Raw genomic sequence first — 19369 nt, 5'->3', positions numbered from 1 at the left:
CTTGGATTGCATATGGCTGCAATCAGGTTTCGTCCAGCCGGACCGGGGATAATGGGATGACGTGCGGCGCCCGGAATCAGGTCCGGCGGCCGGAAAAATCCAACAAAACCGAAACCGCGGAGGTCATTTGGCGTTGCTAGCTGAAGAAACGGTAGGGACGGCCGCGGAGCCGGCTGCCGGGCATGCCAGTAGGCATTCCGGTGGTCAGGCCGGCGGTCAAAGCACGCTGCGCCAGAGGCTGGACGGGCTGGATGTCCTTCGCGGAGCCGCCGTCGGGGCCGTTCTCCTTGGACACTCCTGGCCCGGGCTTTTCCAGGGCGCCGGCATTGTCGGTGTCATCGTCTTCTTCGTGCTGAGCGGCTACCTGATCACGGGCGTGCTGCTGCGGGATATCGAACGGCACCGGAAAGTCCGCTACGGCCGTTTCTATGCGCACCGGGCCTTCCGGCTGTTGCCCGCACTCATTTCCTTCCTTGGCGTCTACGCCATCGTGGAACTGACGGCCGACGTCCTGGGGGACCGTTCCAAGGGAATCATCGGCTACACCCTCCTTGCCGGTTTCGGCTATCTCAAAGACCTGCCGCTTCCGTTCGATGTCAGCATGGCCATCGGACCGCTCTGGACGCTAGCGGTGGAGGAACAGTTCTATCTGGTCTGGCCGGCGCTGCTGGTGCTCGCCCTGCGGAAGAACCGTCAATGGCGGCTGATCCGCTGGTCTGCCGCCGTCGTCATCTCGCTGATGACAGCCAGTGTGCTGGGGATGCTGATCCTGGCCCCGCACCTGCACTCCCTGGTCTACGCACTTCCCACGACGTGGGGCCTCGGGCTGATCGTCGGTTCGGCGCTGCGCCTCTACCGGGTCCGGGTGTTCCGCTGGTTCTCCGGCCCCCGGCTGAGGCAAGCGGGCCTCTTCGGGTCGATCGTCGTTCTTGCAGCATTGGTGTTCTTCCCCAAGGCCAACGAATCTCCGGCCTTCTTCTTCGTGGGAGGCCCGCTGGCCATGGTTGCCGCGGCTGTCCTCGTGGTGCTGGCCGCTTCCCGTTGGCAGGTGATGCCTTCCTGGACGCGACCCCTGCAGCTTCTGGGCACCATTTCCTACGCCGCGTACCTCTGGAACTATGTGGTCATTCTCTGGCTCAACGGCGGATCCACAGCCGACCTGCCGCCGTTCGTGTCCGTGGCGGCCATCCTGCTGACCCTGCTGGTGGCGGTCATCAGCTGGCATACGGTCGAAAAGCTGGGACGCATCGGGCGGGATCGCTTCGACGCGTTTTATGAGGCCAGGGCCGGCTCCCGGCCTTGATGGGCCTTGGGTCACACTTTTGGGATGCGGATCGCGGATCCTCTAAGGTTGATGCCCGATGCTAGCTTTTGATGAAACGTCCGATCAGCCAGGGTCCGCGCAGCCGCGCGGGCCGGTCTTTGTCGATCAGTCAGGGCGGCGCCTGCGGCTCGTGAAGCTTCTGGGCCTCGGGTCCCTCGGGCTCGTGGCGGCGTACGTTGTCCTCCTGGTGGTGGCGTTCATCGGCGGGTCCAATGTCGCCGCGCCCTACCTGCCGCTGCCTCCCGCCGCAGCTCCCGCGGCCCATGACCTTCCGTCTTCGCCTCCGGCACCGCCGTCCAGCGAGGCCGCGCCCCCCGCCCCGCAGGCTGTGCCGGCCGGGCCCGCGGCACAGACCGCATTCCAGGCGCCCGCAACCGGGCCAACGGCCGTTCCGGTGACGCCACCGGCTGGTGGAACGGACACTGGTACTGCAGTCCGCAAGGCGCCTCCGTCGGAGGCCGTGACAGAACCCGCACCCGGAACGGAGCCGGCGGCGCCAGGCAAGAGCGGGACGGCGCCGGGCCAGGCCACGCGTCCGTCGGCGCCGCCGCAGCCGTGAGGGTGAGCCGCCCCGTCAAGTCCGGTCCCGTCAGCGTCAGGGCTCACTGGTTCGTCCTTATCGCTGTCCTCTTTGCCCTGGGCGTTGCCCTCGCGGTGCAGGGATACATGCACCACCTCGCCGGGATCGGCGATGACTCCGTGCCGTCGAGCACCTCGGCGGGTAGCGTGCCGGATGCCGTCTCCGGTGGCGGTCCGGTGGTCGACTCCCGCGGCGGGGCGGTCCGCACCGTGACTCCGCCGGACCATACGCTCGCGCTGACGTTCGACGACGGACCGGACCCCGCCTGGACACCGCAGATCCTCGACGTCCTGCGGAAACACCACGTTCGTGCGACGTTCTTTGTGGTTGGTTCGGCGGCGATCGACAACCCCGACCTCATGCGCCGCATCATTGCCGACGGTCACGAAATTGGTGTTCACACGCTCACCCACACAGACCTGGGCACGGCTCCGTCGTGGCGGCGCGACCTCGAAGTCCAGGGCGCCCAGGAAGCCATCGCCGGAATCACCGGCCACGCGACCTCGTTGTTGCGTCCGCCGTACAGCTCCGGGAACGATGCGATCAACGACAGCACCTGGTCGTCCATGCGAACGTCGGCGGACGAGGGCTACATCACGGTGCTGAGCACCGTCGACAGCGAGGATTGGCGGCGGCCGGGGGCCACGGCTATCGAGCAAAATCTCGCCCTGTCCGGCCCTCAAGGGCAGGTGCTCCTGATGCACGACGGCGGTGGTGACAGGGAACAGACCGTTGCCGCGCTCGATTCCGCGTTGTCGCGTTTCGCCGGGCAGGGCTATCGCGTCACAAGCGTTGGTGACGCGATAGGTATTGACAGCATGCGGGAGGCGTCCGCCCCGGAACAGATGACCGGAACGGCGTTCGTGCGGGGCATCCAGTTGAGCGACTTTGTCGTCACCGCCATATCGTGGGGGCTCGTTGCGGCAGGCCTCGTGACGCTGGTCCGGGCATTCCTTGTGGTCGGGTTCGCGGCCCGCCACAGCAGGGCTGCACGGCGCCTGCAGACACTCAGCCGGGGCCGGCGGCGGATGGACGTGCCGGTCAGGCCGGAGATCACGGAACCCGTGAGTGTGATTGTCCCCGCTTACAACGAGGCCGTCGGGATTGAAGCCGCGGTCCGGTCCATCGTCGCTTCCACCCATCCCGTTGAGATCATCGTGGTGGACGACGGCTCAACCGACGGGACCGCAGGCATCGTGGAAGCCCTTGGCCTGCCGGGCGTCACCGTCATCCGGAAGGAGAACGGGGGCAAGCCGTCCGCCCTCAACGCCGGGCTTGACGCTGCCAGCCACGACCTTGTGGTGATGGTTGACGGAGACACCGTCTTCGAGCCGGACACGGTTCGTGCCCTCATCCAGCCTTTCGCTGACCCGCGCGTGGGGGCCATTTCGGGTAACACCAAGGTGGCCAACCGCGGCGGCATCCTCGGCGCGTGGCAGCACATCGAGTACGTCGTCGGCTTCAATCTGGACCGCCGGCTGTTCGACGTCGCCGAGTGCATGCCAACCGTACCCGGGGCCATTGGTGCCTTCCGCAGGGAGGCCCTCCTGCGGGTCGGCGGAGTCAGCGACGACACGCTCGCCGAAGACACGGATCTCACCATGTCGCTGTGCCGTGACGGCTGGCGCGTCGTCTACCAGGACGACGCGCGGGCCTGGACCGAGGCCCCTGCCACCCTCGGCGCCCTGTGGCGCCAGCGGTACCGCTGGTGCTACGGCACATTACAGGCAATGTGGAAGCACCGCGGCGCGGTGGTGCAGCGGGGAGCGGCCGGCAAACTCGGCCGGCGCGGGCTCGGCTACCTGCTCGTTCTCCAGGTGCTGCTTCCCCTGTTCGCCCCTGTGGTCGATGTCTTTGCTGTCTACGGACTGATCTTCCTCGATCCGCTCCGGATCGCGGCACTCTGGCTCGTCTTCCTGGTGGTTCAGATGCTCATGGCCACGTATGCGTTCCGGCTGGACAAGGAACGGCTCGGGCCGCTGTGGACGCTACCACTCCAGCAGTTCGTCTACCGGCAGTTGATGTATCTGGTGGTAATCCAGTCCGTGGTCACCGCGCTGGCGGGCGTGCACCTGGGCTGGCACCGGATGGAGCGGTACGGCAGCCTGCGCGTCCCTCTCGCCGCTGAGGGTCAGGCGTAGCCGGAACCGTCCGTGGAGGCTGGCACAGGGAGTAGGGTGTGCCTTAGTCGACGAAGGAGTCAGCGTGAGCTACAAATACCGAACCGTCCGCGTTCGCGGCACCGAACTGGTGGGAACCATTGCCCGGAAGCATGGCGGTGCGCCCGAAATTTTCGAAACATCCAAGGACGCGAGCACGTCAGTGGTTCCGGTGTTCTTCGAGGCAACGGGCGAGATCAGGTTTTTCGACAGGACCGTGCTGGAAGACGTCGCCGCGCCCGCCCACTAGACCCCGTGGCCGCCGGCACATAAGCCGGGGTGGACGCATGCCAGGGTGGACGCATGCCAGGGTGGACGCAGGCCGATGCGCCGAGCATGATGAAGCCGTGACCCCTGACGATCCTGCCCGCAGTGAGCCGCCCCGCCGGGCGACTCCCGCCGACGCCGCAACCGTTGCCCGGATGCTCCATGATTTCAACACCGAGTTCGAGACACCCAGCCCGGGCATCGGCAAATTGACGTCGCGGGTGGCGGAGTTGCTGGCGGGGGAGGACGTCGTGGTGCTGCTCGTCGGCGAACCGGCAGGCGGACTTGCGGTGCTGAGCTTCCGCTCCAACGTCTGGTACCCGGGGCCGGTCGCGATCCTCGACGAACTGTACGTGCGGCCCGGCCTGCGGGGCCGTCGACTGGGCAGCGCACTGCTCGCTGCCTCCTGCGAGCTGGTGCGCGGCCGCGGCGGCGCATTGCTCGAAATCAACGTCGACGGCGAGGACACGGACGCGCGCCGGTTCTACGAGGCCCGCGGGTTCACCAACACCGAACCCGACGGCACGGAGCCGATGCTTTATTACTACCGGGAGCTCTGAACGGCTGCCTGCGCGCCAATCGGATTCTCAACGAAGCGTTTCCATGTGAGGATCAGGTATGCCCCACCGCCTGATGCTGCTGGACACTGCCTCCCTGTACTTCCGCGCCTTCTACGGTGTGCCGGACACGATCCGCCGCGCCGACGGCACGCCGGTGAACGCTGTTCGCGGCTTGCTGGACATGATCGCCCGGCTCACCGCCGACTTCGAAGCGACGCATCTCATTGCGTGCTGGGACGATGACTGGCGGCCGCAGTGGCGTGTCGACCTCATTCCCAGCTATAAGTCGCACCGGGTGGCCGAGGCGGTGGCCGGTGGCCCCGACATCGAAGTGGTGCCGGACGCGCTGGAGGCGCAGATCCCGATGATCCGGAAGGTGCTGGAGCTGGCCGGCATCGCCGTCGTGGGGGCTGCTGAACACGAGGCCGACGACGTCGTCGGCACCTACGCCAGCAATGCCGGCTTGCCGGTGGACGTGGTCACGGGCGACCGCGACCTCTTCCAGGTCGTCGACGACGACCGCAACGTGCGCGTGATCTACACCGCGCGCGGCATGAAGAACCTCGAAGTCGTCACCGACGCGGTCATCGTGGGCAAGTACCGCGTGCTGCCCGAGCAGTACGCGGACTACGCAATCCTTCGGGGTGACAGCTCCGACGGGCTGCCGGGCGTGGCCGGCATCGGTGAGAAGACGGCCGCGTCACTGCTCGGGGAGTACGGCACCCTCGACCTGCTGCTCGAGGCGGCGACGGGTGCGGAAAGCGGGCTGTCCGCGTCCGTGCGGGCGAAGCTCGCAGCGGCGACGGACTACCTGAAGGTGGCTCCCGCCGTCGTGAACGTAGTGCGCGACCTCGGGCTGCCGACGCTGGACGAGGCGGGCGCCCGGTTGCACCCCGTCGTCGGCGATCCGCGGGCCGACCTTGAGCGCCTGGCCACCGAATGGAACCTCGGAGGTTCGGTCAAGCGGCTCCTCGACGCGCTCGACCAGCGTCACTGACGGGCCAGGTCCATAGTGGTCAGGCGCAGCCAGAGCCAGAGCCGCTTTTGCGGGTCGTCGAGATCGAGGTTGAAGTCTTTTACCAGCCGTGCAACCCGGTAGCGCACGGTGTTGTTGTGCACGTGGAGATGTTCCGCCATCGCCGACATGCTTCCATTGGAAGCCAGATATGCCCTCAGGGTGTCCAGATATTCGGTTTGCTGTAAGGCATCGTGGGCCTGGATCCTGCTGATGTCGTCCACGTCGGAGAGTCCTGTTTCGGCGATGAACGCACCGATTTTCAAGAGACTCAGCGGGACCCGGTAGTCCTCGAACAACCCGGCGGCGGGGGACTGGGCTCCGCTGGAGCGCGGGGTTTCCGCCTGCAGGCGGACCATGTAGTGCAGGGTTTGCAGCGCCTCGGTCCGGGATCCCGGGAGGTCCTCCACCCGGGGCGCGATGCCCCCCACTGCCGCGACCAGCGGGTGGGAGCTGATCGTGTGGGCGTAGGCACCGATTTCCTGGACCAGACGCCGGTGCGCCGGCCTGGGGGCGTTTCCTTCACAGGGCAGCAGGGCGTAGACCACCGAGTCGATCAGGGCGCTGTGGCTGGTGTTGAAGTGGATTTTGCAGACGGTGGTGACGAGGTGCAGCAGCCGCTGGATCTCACGCACGGACTCAAGGCTTCCCGTTTCGGGCCGGACGATGGAGAACGCTGCGACAGCGAGCCCGCGGGCCGCATCGAGCCCCAGTTGGGCGGCAGCAAAGGAGGCGTGCGCGGGGTCGTCCATCAGCGTGCGGATGAGGTCCCCGTTCCGGCGTTCGCCGAAGTCCGACGCCGAGCGGGCATGGAGCATATGGAGGCCTGCCAGTGGTGCCATCCTGTCGAGCGCGTTCAGGGCCGCTTCCCGTTTGTCATTGCCGGGATCGATGATCCAGATGGAACCGAGCAGTTCGCCGCCCGCCCTCACGGCCAGTGCGAGCCGCGGCATTTCATCGCCGATTCCGGGGATCAGAACCGCTCCCGCGGACGCATAGACGATCTTGAAGTCCGAGTCGAAGGCCGGCGGTTTGACCTCCTGCAAGGAGAGGGTAGTGACGCGGCGCAGTTCGTCGACGGGCTGTCCCGGCAATGTCGAATACCCCAGCACGCGTCCGAGCGGATCCACGATGCTCGCCGCGCCGTTGGTGATCGACGCGGCGGCGTTGGCGAACGCGTAAAGGTCGCCGAGCCGGACTCCGGAGACTGAATCGGCGGCTGCCCCCATGACTGATGCCCTGGCCAGCGCCACCAGTCGCGTCCAGTCCACGTTGTCGGGTGCCACCAGCACGGCCAGGCTGTGCCGGTCCGCGGCGGAACGCAGCTGTTCCAGGGGCGTCCCGTGGGCTTTGACGATCACGGCTGCGGCGTTGCTGTTGGAGGCCCGGTGCAGCAACTGGTCGAAATCTGCCGAGCCTCCGGTCAGGCCGACGGCCAGGATGATGCGGTCATCGACATTCATCCATTCGTCGAGGGGATCGTACATGAGGACGTCCGAGACCGGATGGCCGAGGTTCTCCGGTGTGGGGTTGGCATGCACCAGATCGGCCTGCATCAGCTGGATGCAGTCCGACAGGCGTACGACGGCGCCCTGAAGATCGCCCTCCGTCAGGTTCGATTCCTCGATTTTCATATCTAGAAGTTATCACAAGAGGCCACGCGAACTTCTAGGAGATTTCACATATAGACGGTGCGAGATCTGCGTCACCATTGGGAAAGGAAGTGACAAGGAAGTCCTTCATTGAACCCAGAGGATCAGCAATGAAATTCAAAGACATCAGGGCGCTGGCAACGGTCCAGGGGCCGGCCCGGACTCCCTCGGAGCGCCTGTCCCGGCGCTGCTACAGCGTAGAGGACATGCGGAGACTGGCCGCGAAGCGCCTGCCCGGGAGCATTTATGACTACATCGAGGGCGGCGGGGAGGACGAGGTGTCCCTGCGGCGCAACCGGTCATCCTTCGACGACTGGTCCTTCCTGCCCAAGTGGGGATCGGTGGAGAACCTGGACCTCAGCTCAAGCCTCCTCGGCGGACCGGTCTCGATGCCGCTGACGCTCGCCCCCACCGGCGGCACCCGGCTGTTCCACCCGGACGGGGAGAGCGCCGTCGCCCGCGCCGCAGAGGAAGCCCGCGTCCCCTACGGCCTGGCACACCTGAGCACGACGCCGATGGAACAGGTGAGTGCCGCCGCTCCCGGGCTGCGCCGCTGGTTCAACATCGAACCCATGGCGGACAAGGCCGAGCTGCAGGCTGTCCTGGACCGGGCCGCGGCGGCCGGCTACGAAGCCCTCCTGGTCAATGTCGATTGCCGGGCAATCGGCCACCGCGAACGTGACTACCGCAACGGGTTCACCGCGCCGCCGTCGATCAAGCTGAAAACGGTTGTGGAAGGAGCGCTGCACCCCCGGTGGGCCCTGGGGTTCCTGGCCCATGACGCGATTGCGTTCCCCAACCTTGACGCCGAAATCCCCCAAGGCCCCCTGTCCAGTACGCCTGACATGTGGCGGACGCTGCTTGCCGGTTCTTACGAACCCACCGACTGGGATGACATCCGGGATCTGCGGGCGCGCTGGAACGGCCCCATCATCCTCAAGGGAGTGGTGAACCCCAACGATGCCGTCACTGCGGCCGAGATCGGTATTGACGCCATCCAGGTCAGCAACCACGGCGGCAGGCAATTGGATCACATGGCCGCGCCCCTGGATATGCTCCCGGACATCGTGGACAGGGCGGAAGGACGGCTTGAAATCATTGTCGACGGCGGCATCCGCCGCGGCTCGGACGTCATCAAGGCCATCGCCCTCGGCGCCGACGCCTGTTCCATCGGCCGCCCCTACCTGTACGGCCTGGCAGCCGCCGGCCAGGCCGGTGTTGCCCACGTCCTGAAGATGTTCCGGGCCGAAATGACGCGAACCATGATGCTCCTCGGAGTGTCCACGATCCAGGAGCTTCGGCTAGAAGGCCGGGACCTGATCCGGCACCGCAACGCACCCTTTGCCCGCACTTCACCGGCCCCGGAAGCCAGCCACGGGCTGGAAGAGATGGGCATTCCCTCATGAAAACTCCCATATCCCCGCGAATCCAACGCACCCGGCCCGGCCTGCCCGCCGCCGTCGTCATTTCTGCCCTACTGCTGGCCCTCACGGCCTGCGGTGCGCAGGCGCCCGCGTCGTCGACGTCCGACGCCGGGCAGGCTACCGGCGTCCCGGCCCTGGCGGTCAACGAGGCGGCCGCCAAGCTCCTCCCGGAATCCATCAAGGCAACAAAGGTCCTGCGCGTCGCGATCCCCACCAACGAACCGCCGACGCAGTTCTACCGCGAAGGCACCCAGGAGATGACGGGCACCAACCCCGACGTCGCCCGGCTCATCGGGGAGACCCTCGGCGTGAAGGTGGAGATCCAGGTGGCCAATTTCGATTCCATCATCCCCGGCCTGGCCGCCGGCCGGTACGACATGACCGTCTCGTCCATGACCCCCACGGCGAAGCGCATGGAGGTCCTGGATTTCGTGGACTACATGCAGATGGGCAATTCCATTGCCGTGCCCAGCGGCAACCCGCTGGGGATCAGCAGTGAAGGGTCCCTGTGCGGTAAGAAGGTGGGCCTCCTGACGGGTTCCTACCAGCTCGCCGTCAATGTCCCCGCCACTGATGAAGACTGCACCGCCGCCGGCAACGGCACGATCCAGCGGAGCGAGTTCCAGGACACGCGGCAGGCCATCTCGGCGCTCACGAGTGGACGCCTCGACGCCGTCCTCGCGGATTCACCCATTCTCGACTTCGCTGCCTCGCAGAACCCGCAGATCGAGATCGCCTCGAAATACGACTTCACCCCGGTCGGGGTCGGGATGCCCAAGGACTCGGGCATGGTCAAAGCAGTCTCCGCAGCGCTCGATTCCGTGATCAAGAGCGACTCCTACCTCAATGTGCTCGGGAAGTACGGTCTTGATTCCAGCGCCATCACCGACGCCCGCGTCAATTTCGCCCAATAGGACGTGAACACCATGCAGCAACACTCAATCCCTGACACCAGGCCGGAAAGCCCAACGGCGCCCGCGGACTCAATCCCGGTGGTGCCCCTCCGGCACCCCGTCCGGTTGGCGATCGCCGTCGTCCTCATTGTCGTTGCCCTCAGCGCGGCATGGGACGTGGCCGTGAACCAGCGGTACCACTGGGACGTCGTCGTCTCCTATCTCTTCGCCCCGCAGATCCTGGCCGGTGCCGGGCTGACCATCCTGCTCACCGTGGTGTCCATGACGGCCGGCATCGCCCTCGGCACGGTCCTGGCGGTGATGCGGCTATCGAAGAACCCGATCCTGAGCACCATCAGCAGGGGCTACATCTGGTTCTTCCGCGGCACGCCACTGCTCGTCCAGCTGATCTTTTGGTACAACATTGCCGCCCTGTACCCGGTGATCGCCTTCGGCCTTCCCCTTGGCGGCCCGTCCGTAGTCCTCGGATCGGCGAACGTCCTCATCTCCCCGCTGACAGCCGCGCTGCTCGGGCTCGCGCTGAACGAAGCAGCCTACATGGCCGAAATCATCCGCGGCGGGATCGGATCCGTGGACAAGGGCCAGTACGACGCCGCCCGGGCCCTGGGGATGAACGGCGGCCAGCTGATGCGCCGGGTCATCCTGCCCCAGGCGATGCGGGTGGTCCTGCCGCCCACCGGAAACCAGGTCATCTCCATGCTCAAGGGCACCTCCCTGGTCAGCGTCCTGGCGATCTCGGACCTGCTGTATTCGGCCCAGATCATCTACGCCACCAACTACCAGACCATTCCGCTGCTCATCGTCGCCAGCCTGTGGTACCTGCTGATGACCACCATCCTGAGCTTCTTCCAGACCAAACTCGAGCGACGGTATGGCCGAGGCTTCGACGCAGCCCCGCGCCGGCCGCGCCGCGCCAAGGGACCTGCAAACGTCCCGACACAGACAAGGACCGCATGATGAATACCGCGATGGTGGAAGCCAGGGGAGTCCGCAAGAGCTTCGGCTCAACGGAAATCCTGAAAGGCATTGACCTGAGGATCGAACGCGGGTCCGTGACCTGCCTGATCGGACCGTCCGGCTCGGGGAAGACCACCTTCCTCCGGTGCATCAACCACCTGGAAAAGGTCGACGCCGGACGACTGTACGTGGACGAGCACCTCGTCGGGTACACCGAGCGCAACGGACGTCTCTACGAAATGAAGGAACGCCAGACCGCGCGTTCACGGCTGAACGCGGGCATGGTCTTCCAACGGTTCAACCTCTTCCCGCACATGACCGTGCTGGAGAACATCGTGGAAGCACCCGTCCATGTGCTCGGCCGGCCCCGGAACGAGGTCACCGCCGAGGCGCAGGCGCTGCTGGACCGGGTCGGGCTCGGCAACCGTGGGCACTCCTTCCCGCAGGAACTCTCCGGCGGCCAGCAACAGCGGATCGCCATCGCACGGGCGCTGGCCATGAAACCCAAGCTCATGCTCTTCGACGAGCCAACGTCAGCCCTCGATCCGGAACTCGTCGGCGAGGTGCTCGACGTCATGAAGTCCTTGGCCGAGGCCGGGATGACCATGGTGGTGGTCACCCACGAACTCGGCTTCGCCCGCCAGGTCAGCGACCAGGTGGTCTTTATGGACCAGGGCGTCGTCGTCGAAAGCGGGCCCCCGGAGCAGGTCCTTGGCTCACCCCAGCACGAACGCACCCGGGCCTTTCTTTCCAAGGTCCTCTGAGAACATCACCAACACCGGCCGGCGCCACGACGCCGGCCATACCGAAGGAACGATTTCCATGTTTCGACAGCAAGTAACCACAGACCTCGCGCCCAGCCCGGCCGGTCCCTACTCCCAGGCCATCGCCGCCAACGGGTTCCTCTTCACTGCCGGCCAGACACCACACGACCCAGTCACCGGTGAGACCGTCGGCATCACCATAGAGGAGCAGACCCTCCAAGCGATGAAGAACCTTGCCGGCGTCCTGGCAGGGCACGGACTGGACTTTTCCCACGTCGTCAAAACAACAGTGCATCTGCACCACCCCGGCCGGGATTTTCCCGGGTTCAACGCCACCTACGAAGGGTTTGTCGAAACCCCCTACCCGGCACGTACCACTGTCGGTTCGTTCCTGGGTGACTTCCTGGTCGAAATCGACGCCGTTGCGGCGATTCCCTAGCCCGTCGGGGCCGCGGCGGTGCTGTTCCGCACCACCAGGCGCGGGGTCAGAACTTCGGTGCGCTGGGGCAGGCCCGGGTCTGCCATGCGCTCGAGGAGCAGGCGGGCGGCGCGGATGCCGACGTCGCGGCTTACGGGGTCCACGCTGGTCAGCGATAGATGCCGGATTCCGGCCAGGTAGGTGTTGTCGTAGCCGACGAGTGAAAGCCGGGAGGGGACGCTGATGCCGTGGTCATCGGCGGCTGAGAGCGCTCCGACGGCGAGGACGTCGTTGGTGGCCATGACCGCGGTGGGGGTCCGGCCGCTGTCAATGAGGCCGTTCATTGCTTCGAAGCCGGAGTGTTCGCTCAGGTCTGTCTGCACTACGCGGATGTGATCCTGCAGGCCGTGGCGGGCCATCGTGTCCCGGTAGGAGCCCGCACGCAGTGCGGCTGACCCGGTCGGGGCCGTGAGGTAGGCGATATCACGGTGGCCGAGGCTGATCAGGTGTTCGACGGCGGCGCAGGCTCCGGCAACGTCGTCGTTGGTGACGAGGTCCGCAGAGGGAAGTTCGAACGTGCGGGTGCCGACCACGACGGTCGGTGTGTGCGCAGTGGCCCGCAGCAGATCGTCGTCGGGCTGGACGTCGCCGGCAATGATGAGCCCGTCCACGCGGAGATCCATGAACGCTGACACCGGGCTCTCATCGGGCCGGGCCAGATAGGTGGGATCACTGAGGACCATCCGCAGGTTCTCTTCCCCGAGTACGCTCTGCAGGCCGTCGAGCAGTTCCACGAACCAGGGATTAGCCAGGTCGTCCAGCAGCACCCCGACAATCCGGGTGCGGCCGCTGGCAAGCCAGCGTGCCGCGTTGCTGGGCCGGTAATCGAGCTCGGCGATGGCCTCGGCAACTGCCTGCTTCTTTTCAGCGCTGACCTTGGGGGAGCCGCGCAGCACGAGCGACACCAGGGCACGGGAGACGCCGGCCACCCGCGCTACGTCGTAAATAGTGGGGCGTTTCGCCGCTTCCTGGTGCTTCAATTCACTCCCCGCCGATCCGCCGCATTCTGCACGTAAGCGTATCGCGGCCGGGGCGGCTGCCTGCCGCCCCGGCCGCGATCGTCACAGTGGCCTGGCTATGGAGACGGACAAACTGTTACTAGGCGCCGGCCTTTGCGCCGGAGGCCACCGCGGGCGTGATGACGGGAAGGCTGCCGGTGCGGAAATGCACCTCCAGTTCTTCCAGCGACTGGCCCTTGGTCTCGGGTACGCATTTGGATACGAAGACCAGGGAGGCGACGTTCACCAGGACGAAGACCGCGAAGGTTCCCGTGGAGCCCAGTGCCACAACGAGGATCGGGAACAGGAAGGAGATGCCGGCATTGACAGTCCAGAGGGCAAAGACGGCTATCCCCATGGCAAAGCCGCGGATGGCCATCGGGAAGATCTCGGAAAGGAGGAGCCAGACGCAGGTGCCGATGAAGCACTGCACGAAAGCGACGAACAGCATCATGGCGGCCAGGATGGTGTAGCTGACAAAATCCGACTGCGGCAGCATGAAGACGACGGCGAGGATCGCCTGGGAGGCGACAACGCCGGAGAACCCGATGACCAGCATGCGGCGCCGGCCGATGAAGCCGAGCAGGTAGATGCCAAGCACGGTCATCAGCACCGAGGTCACCCCCACGGCGACGGTGGCTACCAGGGATGCGCTGACTCCCAGTCCGCTGCGTTCCAGGATGGTGGGTGCGTAGTAGTTGACCGTGTTGATGCCGGTTGCCTGCTGGACGACGGCCAGCCCGATGCCGATCCACAGCAGCTTGCGCATCCACGGATTGTTTTTCAGGTCACGCCATGCGTGGGACCGTTCGGTCTTTGCAGTGGTGGCGGATTCAACGATTTCCTTGTATTCGAAGTCGGCTTCCTCGGGGCTGCGGCTGAGGTCAAGGATGCGACGGCTGTCCGCAAACCGTTCCCGGATCGCGAACCAGCGGGGCGATTCAGGCAGGATGAGCATACCGATCAGCAGGGCGATTGCGGGGATGGAGGCCACTCCCAGCATGAGGCGCCAGACCTCGGGATCGTGGATCAGGGTGTCAAGAAGGGCGTTGATGGCGAAGGCGAGCATCTGGCCGGTCACGATCATCAGTTCGTTGATCGTTACCATGCGGCCGCGCAGGTGTGCCGGCGCCATTTCTGCCAGGTAGAGGGGGCAGGTGACGGCTGCGGCTCCAACGCCGAGGCCCAGGATCACGCGGGCCACCACCATGAATCCGACGTTCGGTGCAATCGCGCAACCCAGGGCGCCGACCAGGAAAAGCAGGGCGCAAATGAGGAGCGTGCCGCGGCGGCCGAGCGTGTCGGCCAGCCGGCCGCCGCTCAGCGCGCCGACCGCAGCACCCGGGAACAGCAGGGCGCTGACCACGGTGGCTTCTTCGACCGGGCTCATGCTCAGTGAATCCTGCATGTAGAGCAATGCGCCCGAGATAACCCCGGTGTCGTAGCCAAACAGTAGGCCGCCCAGGGTGGAGATGACAGTAAGGCGGGTCAGATACCCGCGATGTTTGGATCCGGGCTTGTTTCCCGGTGCGATGGGGTGTGCTGCGTGCAACGACATTGTTGACTTCCTCAGATCGTTTGGCCCGTCCAACTGGACCGTCGGTGGGGGTCCCGGCGAGTGCGCCAGGTCACGTGCTGCCACCAACGTTAGAGCGCTCTAACGAAAGAGTCAAGACTTTGTACTGACATGAGGTCAAAGGGTTGGCATTCTGGATGGTCTTGTGGTGCATCGTTTCGTGGGCCAGTCTTATGGGACATCAGGATTTCCATAAGGCCCTGATGGGTGAAAGTTCGCATGTGCGCATGAGAAGGTCGCTGTGGACGGAGACATTGAACTGGAAATCACCTCCGGTTCCCGGAGAGGCAACTATTCTGTCCGAGTTGTCCACGCGCCTTCGGGAGGTGAAACTTCCTCCAGGATTCGGCTGGATGTCGATGCTATCCTTGCTCGAATTTCTGATTTGGAAGCGACTGTCCTCGCGTCGGCGGTCTCTGCCCGACGCACAATACCTATTTCGGAACAACCCCTGCATGACGTGGGCGAGAAGATGTTTAATGCCCTATTTACGGGCGCCGTAAAGGGAACATATCGGGCAAGCCTGGGCGCAGCACAGAATAGTGGTCACCCGCTGCGGGTGGTACTCAGGCTGGGGGCCCCGGAGTTGGTGGCACTGCCGTGGGAGATGCTCTATGACCGAGAAACCGAATCTTACCTCTGTCATGAGTTGCCCTTGCTCCGACGCGTCCCCGCGGCCGATTACAGCTATCGTCCACTGGCCGTTGAACCGCCACTGCGAATCCTCGGCGTTGTCCCGGCGGTCCGTGACTTGCCAGCACTCGACACTGAGGCCGAGAAGGAAAACCTCACAACGGCACTTGCTGAGCCGATTTCTGCCGGGTTAATCGAGCTTCGCTGGGTGCCTAACGCTACCTGGGATGGGATCCAGTCCGCGTTGCTGGACGGGCCATGGCATGTTGTGCATTTTATTGGCCACGGGGACTACGACGTGGTCAGGCAGGAAGGCCTTCTTGCGCTGGAATCTGCCACAGGGCGATCATCCATGGTCGAATCGTCACGTCTTCTGCAGCTACTGAGGGAAGCGGAGCCCACACCGCGCTTGGTGGTACTCAATTCCTGTTCCTCAGGGGAATCGGGAAAGGATGATCTCTTCTCTGGAACTGCCGCGGCTCTGGTCCGCGGAGGAATCAGTGCTGTGGCAGCCATGCAGTTCACTGTTACAGATAGCGCCGCAATCGCCTTCTCGCGAGGCTTCTATGGCGCCCTCGCTCACGGCCGAGACATCGATAGGGCTGCCAATAGCGGACGCAGATCGATAATGGGGCTAGGAACTTTTGAATGGGTAACCCCAGTACTGTATGTACGCGGTGATGCTACACGGCTATTCAATCTCACCGGGGTGACCTCCGGCGCGGGTCTCATCCCTCCAGCTCCGACGAGTTCTCCAATCGACCACGGTACAGAAGAGCCGCGGAAATTGGCCTTGTACGAGCGAGCGCTTTCGTCGCTTCGCGAGAAGCAATATCCAACCGCCATCAGTCTGCTGGGTGACTTGCTGACGCTCGATACGGAATTCCGCGACGCAGCTGCCCTTCTGGCCGGCGCCCGACAAAGCCAGGAGTTCGTCGACATCTACTACGCTGCCCGCCAAGCCCAAAACGTCGGGGATTGGGCAGTTGCAGCGCGGGGATACGAACGCATACAGGACGACCCGGACTTCCAGGATGCTGGTCCCCGCCGTGAATCATGTGAGCGACGACAACGGCTTGCGGATCTGCGCAAGCTGATGTGGCAGCACGCCGAGATGGGTGACTGGCGCTCAGTCCTTGCCCTTCACCGGGATTTGGTGGCTTTGGATTCATCAGCCACGGATCCAAGCGGACTTGTTAGTCGTGCCCACAAGGAGATCATTTATGCGATGGCACGTAAGGCTGAAAGATCGGGGCGCCTGACGGAGGCCGTCGGAGGATACAAAGAAGTTGTTCGATTGGATCCGGGATTTCGTGACGCCATGTTCAGGCTTAGACGGTATAGGCCCTTTGGTGAATAATCACGTTGCCTGGATGCATGTCAGCGAGCCGCAACTCGAGGAAGCTGCGGCCCGTCTGGGCCGTGCCCTGCGCAAGCAGGTGAAGTAGGGCGCGGCAGAAGGCAGCGGAGGCGGCGGCGAGCGGGGACAATGGAGGCAAAGCCAACGAAACGAGAACACCATGAGCACGCTCAAAGAACGCCTCCACGGCGATGTTGTGATCCACATGAAAGACCGGAACAAGGTGGCGTTGACCACGGTGCGCAACGTCCTGGGCGAGATCGAGACACGCGAGAAATCGGGAAAGACCCCGATCGAACTGGACGATGCCCAGATCACCGGGCTGCTCCAGAAGGAAGCCGCCAAACGCCGTGACACCGCGAAGATCTACACGGAAGCCGGCGAGACTGAGCGGGCCGCGGCGGAAATCGCCGAAGCCGAGATCATCGAGGCGTACCTGCCCAAGGCTCTGACCCGTGAAGAGGTCGAAGCGATTGTTGACGAGGCAATCGCGGCGCTGAAGGCCGACGGCCAGGAACCGTCCATCCGGCAGATGGGCGCCGTGATGAAGCCGGTCACCGCCAAGGTCGCGGGACGGTTTGACGGCAAGACCGTCAGCGAGATCGTCCGGAGCCGCCTCGCCTGATGCCGTAGCGGAGCGTGCCGCGGATCCGGCAGCATCTGCACTGGTGCACGCAGGCTAACCGGACGAGAATGGGCTCGTGCTCCTACCTCGCCCTAGCGGGGACGTCAACGCGATGAGCGCCGGCGCCCGAAAGATTCAGCGCATCTATCTGACGTTGACGCTGGGCAATACCGTTGCGGCGTCGTTCATCTGGGGCATCAACACGCTCTTCCTGCTGGATGCCGGGCTCAGCAACCTCGAAGCCTTTGCCGCCAACGCCTTCTTCACGGTGGGCATGGTGCTGTTCGAGGTGCCCACCGGAGTGGTGGCGGACGGTTGGGGGCGCCGTGTCTCATTCCTCCTCGGCACGGTCACCCTCGCCGTCTCCACCTACTTCTACTACCTGCTCTGGCAACTGTCGGCCCCTTTCTGGTGGTGGGCGCTGGTGTCGGTCCTGCTCGGCCTGGGCTTCACCTTCTTTTCGGGGGCAGTGGAGGCCTGGCTCGTCGACGCCTTGCGTTTCGAGGGCTATGAAGGCGGGATGGAGGCGGTGCTGGGCCGCGGGGTGATGGTTTCCGGGGTTGCGATGCTCGTCGGCTCGGTGGCCGGGGGCGTGATCGCCCAGGTCACCAACCTGGGCGTCCCCTTCCTGATCCGTGTGGGCGTGCTATTGGCCATGTTCCTGGTGGCGTTCCGCCTTATGCACGACGTCGGGTTCACACCCGAGCGCTCGGCCGGCCCTTTGCGGGCGGTCCGTACCGTGCTCGCCGCCTCCATCGAGAACGGTTTGAAGAACCCGCCCGTGCGTTACGTGATGCTGGCCGGGCCGTTCAATGCCGGCGTCGGGATCTATGTGTTCTACGCACTGCAGCCCTACCTCCTCGAGCTTTTCGGGGACCCGCGCGCCTACTCCGTGGCGGGGCTCGCCGCGGCTGTTGTGGCCGGGGCCGAAGTTCTCGGCGGCTGGCTGGCGCCCCGGATCCGACGCCTTGTCCGCAAGCGCACCACCGTGCTGATGATCAGCGTCGGATTCGCTGCAGTGATTTTGGTGGTCCTCGGGTTCACCCGCGTGTTCTGGGCGGCCCTGGCGCTGCTGACCCTCTGGGCGGTGGTGGACGCCGCGGGCGTTCCCGTGCGGCAGGCCTACCTGAACGACATGATCGCCTCGAAGCAGCGGGCTACGGTGCTTAGTTTCGATTCGCTCATTGGTTCAAGCGGCGGCGTGGTGGTCCAGCCGCTGCTTGGCCGGGCGGCCGACGCCTATGGATATGCGGCCTCGCTGGCAATCGGCGGCGCAATCCAGCTGATTGCCGTACCGTTCCTGGTAGCGAGCCGCCGGCAGGGATCCCCGGCCGATGCGGCCAACGCCCCCGACGGCAAGGCCGAGTTGTGAACCCCCGTATCGATCACGTGGTCATCGCCGCCGATTCGCTGGAGCAAGGCGCGGCATGGTGCGCAGCAACGTTCGGTGTCCGGCCCGCCGGGGGCGGCAAGCATCCCTTGATGGGCACCCACAACCAAGTCATGGACATCAGCAGCGAGAACTTCCCCGGCTGCTACCTCGAGGTCATCGCGATCGATCCCGATGCGCCGCCGCCGGGGAGGGTCCGCTGGTTCGGGCTTGACCGCCCGGAACTGCGCGAGGCCATCCGCGACTCGCCCCGGCTGGTGCACGCAGTGGCTCGCACGCACAAGATCGAGACGCTCTGTCAGGACCTTGCCAAGCTTGCCCTCCACCCGGGCGAGCTGCTCACAGCTCAGCGGGAAACCCCCTACGGATTGTTGAAGTGGCGCATCACGGTCCGCGACGACGGCCGTCTGGAATGCGCGGGCGCACTGCCCAGCCTGATCGAATGGCACGGCGAACATCCGTGTGCCCACCTGCCGCCCACGCCCCTCTCGTTGCGGCACTTGGTGCTGCGCGGCATCCCGCTGCAGGCTGCCGACATGCTCCGGCTTCCGTCCGTTGACAATGACCCGACCGATGGAACCATCCCGCCCGACGCCGTGCAGCAGTCGCCGCTCACCGCGACGCTGGCATCCCCCCGTGGCCCTGTTGTCCTCGACGGGTGGCACATCAGGGGCTAAACGCCCGGCCAATCAA

General features: G+C 65.1%; 18 protein-coding genes. 15 read left to right on the top strand and 3 right to left on the bottom strand.

All coding sequences use genetic code 11. The features are described from left to right. Window positions 1-127: 127 nt before the first annotated feature. The 6 genes from BS38_RS0102600 (at window position 128) to BS38_RS0102575 (ending at window position 5887) form a co-directional block, all read left to right on the top strand. A complete protein-coding gene (locus BS38_RS0102600) occupies window positions 128-1303 on the top strand; it encodes an acyltransferase family protein (RefSeq protein ID WP_231510986.1) in 1176 nt (391 codons plus the stop codon). A gap of 58 nt (window positions 1304-1361) precedes the next feature. Beyond that, complete coding sequence (locus BS38_RS24205; protein WP_043437383.1) at window positions 1362-1883, top strand: hypothetical protein; 522 nt, start codon at window positions 1362-1364, stop codon at window positions 1881-1883. Window positions 1884-1885: 2 nt separating this feature from the next. Beyond that, window positions 1886-4045, top strand: coding sequence for a bifunctional polysaccharide deacetylase/glycosyltransferase family 2 protein (locus BS38_RS0102590; protein ID WP_028269392.1), 2160 nt, complete (start codon window positions 1886-1888; stop codon window positions 4043-4045). A 64-nt stretch (window positions 4046-4109) separates the two neighbouring features. Further along, on the top strand, window positions 4110-4313 hold the full coding sequence (locus tag BS38_RS0102585; protein ID WP_028269391.1) for a hypothetical protein: 204 nt from the start codon (window positions 4110-4112) through the stop codon (window positions 4311-4313). A 172-nt stretch (window positions 4314-4485) separates the two neighbouring features. Beyond that, window positions 4486-4890, top strand: a complete 405-nt coding sequence (locus tag BS38_RS0102580) for a GNAT family N-acetyltransferase (protein WP_231511009.1) — start codon at window positions 4486-4488, stop codon at window positions 4888-4890. A 58-nt stretch (window positions 4891-4948) separates the two neighbouring features. Continuing rightward, window positions 4949-5887: a 5'-3' exonuclease gene (locus BS38_RS0102575; protein WP_028269389.1), complete on the top strand. Its 939-nt coding sequence runs from the start codon at window positions 4949-4951 to the stop codon at window positions 5885-5887. Here BS38_RS0102575 and BS38_RS0102570 read toward each other — a convergent pair. Then, on the bottom strand, window positions 5881-7539 hold the full coding sequence (locus tag BS38_RS0102570; protein ID WP_051628671.1) for a PucR family transcriptional regulator: 1659 nt from the start codon (window positions 7537-7539) through the stop codon (window positions 5881-5883). The genes BS38_RS0102575 and BS38_RS0102570 overlap by 7 nt on opposite strands. Before the next feature lie 128 nt (window positions 7540-7667). Between BS38_RS0102570 and BS38_RS0102565 the strand changes: the two genes are divergently transcribed. Genes BS38_RS0102565 through BS38_RS0102545 form a run of 5 tightly spaced genes read left to right on the top strand, consistent with a single transcriptional unit; the run spans window position 7668 to window position 12055 of the window. Further along, window positions 7668-8963, top strand: a complete 1296-nt coding sequence (locus tag BS38_RS0102565) for an alpha-hydroxy acid oxidase (protein ID WP_028269387.1) — start codon at window positions 7668-7670, stop codon at window positions 8961-8963. Beyond that, complete coding sequence (locus BS38_RS0102560) at window positions 8960-9895, top strand: ABC transporter substrate-binding protein (RefSeq protein WP_081818786.1); 936 nt, start codon at window positions 8960-8962, stop codon at window positions 9893-9895. The genes BS38_RS0102565 and BS38_RS0102560 overlap by 4 nt, the downstream gene beginning before the upstream one ends. Window positions 9896-9907: 12 nt before the next feature. Next, on the top strand, window positions 9908-10852 hold the full coding sequence (locus BS38_RS0102555; protein ID WP_028269385.1) for an amino acid ABC transporter permease: 945 nt from the start codon (window positions 9908-9910) through the stop codon (window positions 10850-10852). Continuing rightward, complete coding sequence (locus BS38_RS0102550) at window positions 10852-11616, top strand: amino acid ABC transporter ATP-binding protein (protein WP_028269384.1); 765 nt, start codon at window positions 10852-10854, stop codon at window positions 11614-11616. Before BS38_RS0102555 ends, BS38_RS0102550 begins: the two co-directional genes overlap by 1 nt. Window positions 11617-11674: 58 nt before the next feature. Next, entirely contained in the window at window positions 11675-12055 is a 381-nt protein-coding gene (locus BS38_RS0102545) for a RidA family protein (protein ID WP_028269383.1), read from the top strand. On the opposite strand, the gene BS38_RS0102540 is transcribed toward BS38_RS0102545, so the two are convergent. Both BS38_RS0102540 and BS38_RS0102535 read right to left on the bottom strand, forming a co-directional pair. Then, the gene (locus BS38_RS0102540; protein WP_028269382.1) at window positions 12052-13074 is read right to left on the bottom strand and encodes a LacI family DNA-binding transcriptional regulator; all 1023 of its coding nucleotides are present in this window, start codon (window positions 13072-13074) and stop codon (window positions 12052-12054) included. The two genes, BS38_RS0102545 and BS38_RS0102540, sit on opposite strands and share 4 nt — an antisense overlap. A gap of 118 nt (window positions 13075-13192) precedes the next feature. Then, window positions 13193-14650 carry a sugar porter family MFS transporter gene (locus tag BS38_RS0102535; RefSeq protein WP_028269381.1) on the bottom strand — a complete coding sequence of 486 codons (1458 nt, stop codon included), beginning with the start codon at window positions 14648-14650 and terminating at the stop codon, window positions 13193-13195. A 259-nt stretch (window positions 14651-14909) separates the two neighbouring features. On the opposite strand from BS38_RS0102535, the gene BS38_RS26625 reads away from it, so the two are divergent. From BS38_RS26625 to BS38_RS0102515, 4 genes are all read left to right on the top strand, one after another. Continuing rightward, window positions 14910-16661, top strand: coding sequence for a CHAT domain-containing protein (locus BS38_RS26625; protein WP_156037042.1), 1752 nt, complete (start codon window positions 14910-14912; stop codon window positions 16659-16661). Window positions 16662-16821: 160 nt separating this feature from the next. After that, entirely contained in the window at window positions 16822-17286 is a 465-nt protein-coding gene (locus BS38_RS0102525) for a GatB/YqeY domain-containing protein (RefSeq protein ID WP_028269379.1), read from the top strand. Between the two features lie 112 nt (window positions 17287-17398). Continuing rightward, complete coding sequence (locus BS38_RS0102520; RefSeq protein WP_156037049.1) at window positions 17399-18658, top strand: MFS transporter; 1260 nt, start codon at window positions 17399-17401, stop codon at window positions 18656-18658. Beyond that, on the top strand, window positions 18655-19353 hold the full coding sequence (locus BS38_RS0102515; RefSeq protein ID WP_028269377.1) for a VOC family protein: 699 nt from the start codon (window positions 18655-18657) through the stop codon (window positions 19351-19353). The genes BS38_RS0102520 and BS38_RS0102515 overlap by 4 nt, the downstream gene beginning before the upstream one ends. Window positions 19354-19369: the final 16 nt, after the last annotated feature.

Origin of the sequence: Arthrobacter sp. UNC362MFTsu5.1 (genome assembly GCF_000685965.1) — a bacterium.
In the GTDB taxonomy this organism is placed as follows: Bacteria; Actinomycetota; Actinomycetes; order Actinomycetales; family Micrococcaceae; genus Arthrobacter.
Note: the sequence above shows the minus strand (reverse complement) of the source record. Positions and strands in the feature narration are given on the sequence as shown.

What these genes read in the sequence shown, in the direction of transcription:
- BS38_RS0102520 (WP_156037049.1), top strand. Translation starts at nt 17,399, where the DNA reads ATGAGCGCCGGCGCCCGAAAGATTCAGCGCATCTATCTGACGTTGACG.
- BS38_RS0102570 (WP_051628671.1), bottom strand. Translation starts at nt 7,539, where the DNA reads ATGAAAATCGAGGAATCGAACCTGACGGAGGGCGATCTTCAGGGCGCC.
- BS38_RS0102555 (WP_028269385.1), top strand. Translation starts at nt 9,908, where the DNA reads ATGCAGCAACACTCAATCCCTGACACCAGGCCGGAAAGCCCAACGGCG.
- BS38_RS0102535 (WP_028269381.1), bottom strand. Translation starts at nt 14,650, where the DNA reads ATGTCGTTGCACGCAGCACACCCCATCGCACCGGGAAACAAGCCCGGA.
- BS38_RS0102580 (WP_231511009.1), top strand. Translation starts at nt 4,486, where the DNA reads ATGCTCCATGATTTCAACACCGAGTTCGAGACACCCAGCCCGGGCATC.
- BS38_RS0102575 (WP_028269389.1), top strand. Translation starts at nt 4,949, where the DNA reads ATGCCCCACCGCCTGATGCTGCTGGACACTGCCTCCCTGTACTTCCGC.
- BS38_RS0102550 (WP_028269384.1), top strand. Translation starts at nt 10,852, where the DNA reads ATGAATACCGCGATGGTGGAAGCCAGGGGAGTCCGCAAGAGCTTCGGC.
- BS38_RS24205 (WP_043437383.1), top strand. Translation starts at nt 1,362, where the DNA reads ATGCTAGCTTTTGATGAAACGTCCGATCAGCCAGGGTCCGCGCAGCCG.
- BS38_RS0102565 (WP_028269387.1), top strand. Translation starts at nt 7,668, where the DNA reads ATGAAATTCAAAGACATCAGGGCGCTGGCAACGGTCCAGGGGCCGGCC.
- BS38_RS0102525 (WP_028269379.1), top strand. Translation starts at nt 16,822, where the DNA reads ATGAGCACGCTCAAAGAACGCCTCCACGGCGATGTTGTGATCCACATG.
- BS38_RS0102560 (WP_081818786.1), top strand. Translation starts at nt 8,960, where the DNA reads ATGAAAACTCCCATATCCCCGCGAATCCAACGCACCCGGCCCGGCCTG.
- BS38_RS0102545 (WP_028269383.1), top strand. Translation starts at nt 11,675, where the DNA reads ATGTTTCGACAGCAAGTAACCACAGACCTCGCGCCCAGCCCGGCCGGT.